We start from the raw sequence: 6254 nt of genomic DNA, 5'->3' as shown, positions 1-6254 counted from the left end.
GATCCCGGCGGCGGGGGCGGCATCGTGATGATGCTCGACCTGCTCGGCGGCTTTGGCGAAAAGGGCCGCACCAGCCTTGCTGTCAGCAGCGGCAAGGATCGCATCCTGCTCGACGTCGGCATCAAGGTTGGCGCTTCGGGCGCGGACTACTATCCGGCGCTGGACGGGGCGGTCACCGATATCGACGCGCTGTTCGTCTCGCATGCGCATGAGGATCATGTCGGCGCGCTGAGTTGGCTGCTGTCGCGCGGCTATGCCGGCCGGATTTTCATGACGGCCGAGACCCGCAATGAGGCGCCTGCCACGCTCGCGGGCTATGCTGAGCCCGAGGATTTCAGGCGGTTCCCTTTTCCCGAAGACCGCATCGAATTGTTCGAACCCGGCGATACGCTGAAGAGCGGAAATCTCACGATCCGGACGGGACGCTCGGGGCATGTCGTGGGCGGCGTCTGGTTTGCCGTGGACGATGGCGAGAGCCTCGTCGCCTATTCGGCCGATGTGGTGCCGGACAGCAATGTCTTCGTCATGGATACGATCCCGCACTGCGACCTGCTTGTCCTCGATGCTTCCTATGGCGCCGATCCGGTGCCGGGGGCGGCGCGTGCGCGTGAAATCTCGCAATGGGTGGCGAGGCATTCGGACGGGTGTCTTTTGCCGACGCCGCTCTCGGGTCGGTCGCTGGAACTGATCGCGGCCTTGCCTGGGCCGTTCGCGATCCATGCCGGCATGCGTTCGTCCCTGGAAGCGCAGATCGGCGCCACGGCAGCCTTGTTGCCGGGTGTTTGCGCGTTGCTGCGCCGCCGCTTGCAGGAAGCAGCCGACTGGGCCGATGCTGATCCCCTGCCGTCCACGCCGTTGCTGGCGGATGACGGCATGGGTGAAGCCGGCCCGTCGTCGCGCCTCTTGCCGCGTGCCGACCATTCCGGTTTTCCGGTGCTGCTTACCGGCCATCTGCCGTCAGGCTCGCCGGGCGATCTGTTGCACAAGGCCGGCCGGGCGGACTGGGTGCGCATGCCGACCCATCCGACGCTGTCGGGCAATGTCGACATCTGGGAGAAGGCCGGCCGTCCCGCCGCACTCGGTCATTCCTGCACGCCGGACCTTCTCGGCGATCTGCAAACCCACATCCCGTCGCTGCGCACGCAATGCCGCACCGGCCAGCGCATAGTGGTGTCGGAGGCAAGAAAACGATGAGAATTCTGATCTGCAACGACGACGGCATCGAAGCGCCGGGGCTTGCCCGTCTGGTCAATGCGGCCGGCGCGTTGAGCGACGATGTCTGGGTGGTCGCGCCCGACGGCAAGCGCACCGCTGCCGGCTCGTCATTGACGATTGCCAGGCCATTGACCATGCGGCGCGTCAAACCGAACTGGTACTCCTGTTCCGGCACCCCGGCCGATTGCGTGGTAAGCGCCATGACCTGGCTGTTCGCCGATTCCGGGAAGCCGGGCCTTGTGCTGTCGGGCGTCAACGATGGCCGCAACGTTGCCGAGGACCTTGCCTATTCCGGTACGCTCGGCATTGCGCGGGAGGCGACGTTCTGGGGCGTTCCAGCCATCGGCTTCTCACGCGTGAAAAATCCTGATTTCACCGATGGCGACGACCAATGGCTTGGCGCGCTAATCGCCTCGTTGTGGCAATCGCGCGCAGAATGGGCGACGGAGGGTCATTGGCTGAGCGTCAACCTGCCAACGGCGCTGCCGGCCGAAATCCGGCAGCCGCGCATCGGTCGCGACAAGATCGCCCGCAAGGCCGAGATCGTGGAAAGCGATGGCGATCGCACTATCATCACGGTGCCGCGCGGTCGGGCCCATGACAGCCAGCCGGGTGACGAAAACGAGGCGATCGATGCCGGCTTCATCAGCATCAACCGGCTGAACTGGTTTGGCGAGACACGGCTGGACGAACGGTTTCTGGACGGGATCCCGCGCCAGCGGCAAACTGGCTGACCTGGGGTCTGCGCGTCGTCATCCGATCACCAACCTGTCAGCGGTTAAATCAAGCCAATCCACCACCTATGCTTGAAGCCGCCGCTATTTCATTCCACATCGGTCAGGATGAAGGGCGAGACAGGAGAACGGCGGCATCTGTTGTGGGCTTTGCCCGCATCGCTGATCCTGCATGCGCTCAGCGCTGCGTTCCTGGTCTACAAATTCCCGGCGCCTCCCCAACAGCCGCAGCAGGAACAGGCGGTAAACGTCGCGCTCGTGTCTCCGCCCGATCAGCCAAAGCCGAGACCCGCGCCGGCGCCGCCCCCAAAGGGGCCCAAGGCCGAAAAGCCGCAGGAAACGAAGGTTGAAAAACCGCCCGAGCAGAAAGTCGAAAAACCACCTCCGCCGGAAAAGCGGCCTCAGGAGCCCTCGCCAGTCGAGGTTTTCAAGCCCGTTTTTCAGTTCGGCGACAAGGATACCGGCCCCAGGAAATCCCTGGATGGGGGCAGCGCTCTAGACAACTCGCCGTCACCGGCCAAGGATGATGTTTCGAAGCCGCCTGTCGTGCCGAAGCAGGCGGAGAACCAATCCGCTACTCCGGTAGACTCCGAGGGCCGGCCAGATTCAACCAAGGCCGACGACAAGCCGGCAACCGCGGCGAAGGACGCCGAGCCCACACAGGAGACGCAGGCAGATTCAACCGAGGAGATGGATAAACAACAAGCAGCCAAACAGGAGGCAGATAAGCAGGCGGCGCTCGATGCCGCCAAGCAAAAGGGTGCGGCACCAGCGCCTTTGGCTGCGGATGGTGGCGGCAGCGAGATCGACCTTCCCACATCAGCCGATGCGCCGAAGCCCAAACCCACAAATGCGCCGAAGCCCAGCCCCTCAAAGCCCTCGAAGTCTGCATCTCGGAACGCTTCGGGCCTCCCGGGCGTCCGCAAACTCCTCTATTCACAGGGCGCTACCGGCGATGCGCTGGCCACGACCTCGAAGAGCGGCGTGCCTCGCGGCCAGCGTGCCGCCAAACTTTGCGCCAGCGCGTTGCAGCAGCAACTGCTGGACGCCTCGTATCTCCCCGAGTTGATCCCAAGTGTTCCGCTGAAGGTCGGTAATATCCTCGACGCCCCGGATGTCGCCTTCCGCACGACAACCACATGGTACCATCTGGGCTTCCGGTGCGAGGTCGACACCGGTGCGACGAGGGTCTTGTCCTTCAATTTCCGTGTCGGGCCAGTGATCCCGGCCGACGAATCGGTCCGTCTTGGGCTGCCTGTTCGCTGACAGATTAGGCCGGCACACCGAGCCCGGACAATTGCCGGCTAACTTCTTGCCAGTCGGCGCAGACGAAATCGGCACCGGCAGCCGTCAGCCGCGCGGCGTGCTCGGCATAGGTATGGCCGCCACCGGTTTAGCCGATCGCCGTCATGCCGGCGGCGACAGCGCCCTGAATGCCGAAGGGCGAGTCTTCGATGACGATGCAGTCAACGGGATTGGCGCCGATCTTGTCCGCCGCGAAGAGGAAGATGTCCGGCGCGGGCTTGCCGTTCTTGACCATCGAGGAGCTGTAGATCGCGTCGCCGAAGAAACGCACCAGCCCGGTCACGGCAAGGCTGTGGTTTATGCGCTCGACGGAGGAGGACGAGGCGACACAGCGGTCGCCCGCAAGCGTCTCCAGAAACGCAGTGATTCCCGGTGTCGGCTTCAATTCCTGCGAGAACAGCACCTTGGTCTCGGCCCAGATGTCGCCGTCCGCCGCCGCCGGAAACTGGTGCCCGGTCAATTCCTTGATCCTGGCGATGATATCGGACTGCTTCATGCCGATGCATTGGGCGATGATTCTGGTGTTGACACCGGGCATGCCGTGCTTTTCGTAGACGCGCTCATAAGCGCGGGCGGCCAGAGGCTCGCTGTCGACGAGAACGCCGTCGCAATCGAAAATAATAGGCCTTGGTCGCGCCACGCGTTCCCCTCTCGAGTCAATTTTCGCACATCGCTATCGACAAAAAGTCAAATGTTCAATAGCGCGTGCGTTTTTGAGGGCGCGAAGAGCGGGCTCAAAGCTGGCGCAACGCATCGCTCGCACGGGAAGACCCGAGCGCCCGTTGCATGGCTTGCCGGGACTGCGCGCGATCCGGGGTGATCCAGTTCGGTTCGGCGCCGAGAAAGCGGTCGAGGAAAGCCACCGCATAGGCCGGCATCTCGGTCACGTTCTCGCGATAGGACCACCATGTGCGCAAATCGTCGGCGCATTTGTCGATGCCGGGTGCCGTGCCGAATTCCTGCTCGTGGATCGCCGAAATCACCGAGACGCAGTAGTTGGTGTAGAGGAAACCCTCCGGCCAGAAGCGGACGATTTCCAGCGTGCCGGCGTTCGTATCCGTCTCGACCAGCTGGGTGAGGCCGGAGATTTCTTTTGCCGGCGCCTGTTTTATCAACTCGCGCAGCACGAGGCCGGCGGCAAAGACGATGAAGTCGGCGCGGTCGATCGCGGCGAAGCGCTTCTGCGCCTCCATGATCTCGACCCAGTCGAGAAAGGCCCTGGTGAGCTTGGCCTCGTCGATCTCGAAGCGCACGCCGAACGTATCCGAGACCACCTTCGCGCTGCCGCGAAAAGTGGCGCGGAACCAGCGCAGCTGCCGCAGCCGATGGCGAAGATCGGGCATCAAGGCCAGTTCGTCCCTGAAGGGCAGATCCATATTCCTCGTATCCTGTTTCCCGGTCAGCCTAGCACAACGGTGGCACGGCCGAAATCGGTCAGCGCCCTTGTGGATGACCGCAGCCGAGGCCAATATCATACATATTGACATTCTCGGAAACAAATGTTCTCACTTTGCTGTTGTCACGCGCCGGTCCAAGGTGCGGTTCAACTGAGGCTTCGGGAGGAGAACCGAATGGCGATTTGGCAGTGGGGACTGCTTCTGCTGGTTATTGTGTGGGCGCTGCAGTCGCTCGGCGTCTGGCTGCAGATGCGGCACTATTCGGATGTCTTCAGGGGCGTCACCGACCAGTACAAGGACGGCTTCGTCGGAGCCGGCAATTTTCGCGGTCGGTTGGCCAAGGGCACCATCGCGCTCGTCGTGGTGACACCCGATCTGGTCGTGCGCCGCCTGATGGTGATGAGCGGCCGTTCCGTCTTCACCAAATTCAAAAGACATGAAGAGTTCGAGGGTGTTCCCCTCGATAAACTCCGGTCCAACCCTGCAATCATGGGGGAGGGGGAACCCGGTGTGGCCGAGGCCGTGAAACGGGCGATCGAGCAGATCGACAAGACACGGTCGGAGCCGGGGAAGAAGCCGGGCCTGTCCGGTTTGAACATAGCAAGGGCTTAGAGCCGGAGGATTTCGGGCTCTAAATCAAAGGGATAGAGGACGCCGCGCACCGACTGGGATCAACTGGCGGGTGGCATAAGGAGGAGAAATGTCTGTATTTTCGTTGTTGGCGCAGCATGCCGACATGGCCGTGCACAATCTGCATGTCGCAGGTGCCATGGTCTCGGATGCCGCATTGCATGGCAAGCTCGCTGTCGAGCATGCCTCCGACCATCTCGTTGTCCTCGCACAAGCGGACAGCGGACCGATCACTGTCGATCAGTTCAAGGAAAAGCTGAAGGACGTCCAGCAGGAAGAGCAGCTCGGCTGGCTGACCGCCATCGGCAAGTACTTTATCGGCATCTTCCAGAAGGGCGGCGAGGTCTTCGCCGGCTTCGTCACCGGCATCATCCCGACGCTGGTGGTGCTGATGACGGCCTTCTACGCGGTCACCGAACTGGTCGGTGAAGAGCGTGTGCATGGTCTGGCGCGCGGCGCCGGCCGGATCGCGCTGACGCGCTACACGCTGTTGCCGCTGCTGGCGGTGTTCTTCCTCACCAATCCGATGGCCTATACGTTCGGATCGTTCCTGGAAGAAAAGCACAAGCCGGCCTTCTATGACGCGGCCGTGTCCTATGTGCACCCGCCGCTCGGCCTGTTCCCGCACATCAATCCCGGCGAGTATTTCGTCTGGGGCGGCATTCTCGTCGCGCTGCTGGAGCTGGAAAAAAAGGGCGTCGTCGTCGCCGGCTACCACGTCAAGGTGGCGATCTGGTACGCCATCGTCGGCCTCGTCGTCATCCTGCTCAAGGGCATGCTGACCGAGCGCATCACCGCCATCATGGCACGCCGCCAGGGCGTCGAGCTGTAAGGGCGGGGAGGACATCATGGCCAAGACATACAAAGCCGTAAGGATCACCCAGGGCAAAACCGGCTGGGGCGGCCCGCTCGTCATCGAGCCGACCGAACAGCGCAGCAAGGTTGTTTCCGTCACCGGTGGTGGCATCCACCC

Annotated in this window: 6 protein-coding genes and 2 pseudogenes; 6 read left to right on the top strand and 2 right to left on the bottom strand. The window is 62.9% G+C overall.

Going from position 1 to position 6254, the window contains the following annotated elements; genetic code table 11:
* Positions 1-27 precede the first annotated feature (27 nt).
* From EOC06_RS29300 to EOC06_RS29290, 3 genes are all read left to right on the top strand, one after another.
* A complete protein-coding gene (locus EOC06_RS29300) occupies positions 28-1194 on the top strand; it encodes an MBL fold metallo-hydrolase (protein WP_128309427.1) in 1167 nt (388 codons plus the stop codon).
* On the top strand, positions 1191-1949 hold the full coding sequence (locus EOC06_RS29295) for a 5'/3'-nucleotidase SurE (RefSeq protein ID WP_127321713.1): 759 nt from the start codon (positions 1191-1193) through the stop codon (positions 1947-1949). The genes EOC06_RS29300 and EOC06_RS29295 overlap by 4 nt, the downstream gene beginning before the upstream one ends.
* 108 nt (positions 1950-2057) lie before the next feature.
* Positions 2058-3215, top strand: coding sequence for a DUF930 domain-containing protein (locus EOC06_RS29290; RefSeq protein ID WP_128309426.1), 1158 nt, complete (start codon positions 2058-2060; stop codon positions 3213-3215).
* 4 nt (positions 3216-3219) lie between these two features.
* On the opposite strand, the pseudogene EOC06_RS29285 reads toward EOC06_RS29290, so the two are convergent.
* Positions 3220-3894: pseudogene (locus tag EOC06_RS29285) on the bottom strand (HAD family hydrolase).
* Between the two features lie 94 nt (positions 3895-3988).
* Positions 3989-4630, bottom strand: a complete 642-nt coding sequence (locus EOC06_RS29280) for a hypothetical protein (RefSeq protein ID WP_128309425.1) — start codon at positions 4628-4630, stop codon at positions 3989-3991.
* A gap of 195 nt (positions 4631-4825) precedes the next feature.
* Here EOC06_RS29280 and EOC06_RS29275 point away from each other — a divergent pair, with 195 nt between their 5' ends.
* From EOC06_RS29275 to EOC06_RS29265, 3 genes and pseudogenes are all read left to right on the top strand, one after another.
* Complete coding sequence (locus tag EOC06_RS29275; protein WP_023811041.1) at positions 4826-5263, top strand: transcriptional regulator GutM; 438 nt, start codon at positions 4826-4828, stop codon at positions 5261-5263.
* Positions 5264-5351: 88 nt separating this feature from the next.
* Positions 5352-6113: a PTS glucitol/sorbitol transporter subunit IIC gene (locus EOC06_RS29270; protein ID WP_013529328.1), complete on the top strand. Its 762-nt coding sequence runs from the start codon at positions 5352-5354 to the stop codon at positions 6111-6113.
* Between the two features lie 16 nt (positions 6114-6129).
* Positions 6130-6254, top strand: a pseudogene (locus EOC06_RS29265) (PTS sorbitol transporter subunit IIB); the annotation flags it as partial.

Source organism: Mesorhizobium sp. M7A.F.Ca.MR.362.00.0.0, assembly GCF_004023175.1.
Lineage (GTDB): Bacteria > Pseudomonadota > Alphaproteobacteria > Rhizobiales > Rhizobiaceae > Mesorhizobium.
This window is presented reverse-complemented; position numbering and strand designations above follow the sequence as displayed.

Coding starts and splice junctions, on each gene's coding strand:
- EOC06_RS29300 (WP_128309427.1), top strand. CDS start 28: ATGATGCTCGACCTGCTCGGCGGCTTTGGCGAAAAGGGCCGCACCAGC.
- EOC06_RS29290 (WP_128309426.1), top strand. CDS start 2,058: ATGAAGGGCGAGACAGGAGAACGGCGGCATCTGTTGTGGGCTTTGCCC.
- EOC06_RS29270 (WP_013529328.1), top strand. CDS start 5,352: ATGTCTGTATTTTCGTTGTTGGCGCAGCATGCCGACATGGCCGTGCAC.
- EOC06_RS29275 (WP_023811041.1), top strand. CDS start 4,826: ATGGCGATTTGGCAGTGGGGACTGCTTCTGCTGGTTATTGTGTGGGCG.
- EOC06_RS29295 (WP_127321713.1), top strand. CDS start 1,191: ATGAGAATTCTGATCTGCAACGACGACGGCATCGAAGCGCCGGGGCTT.
- EOC06_RS29280 (WP_128309425.1), bottom strand. CDS start 4,630: ATGGATCTGCCCTTCAGGGACGAACTGGCCTTGATGCCCGATCTTCGC.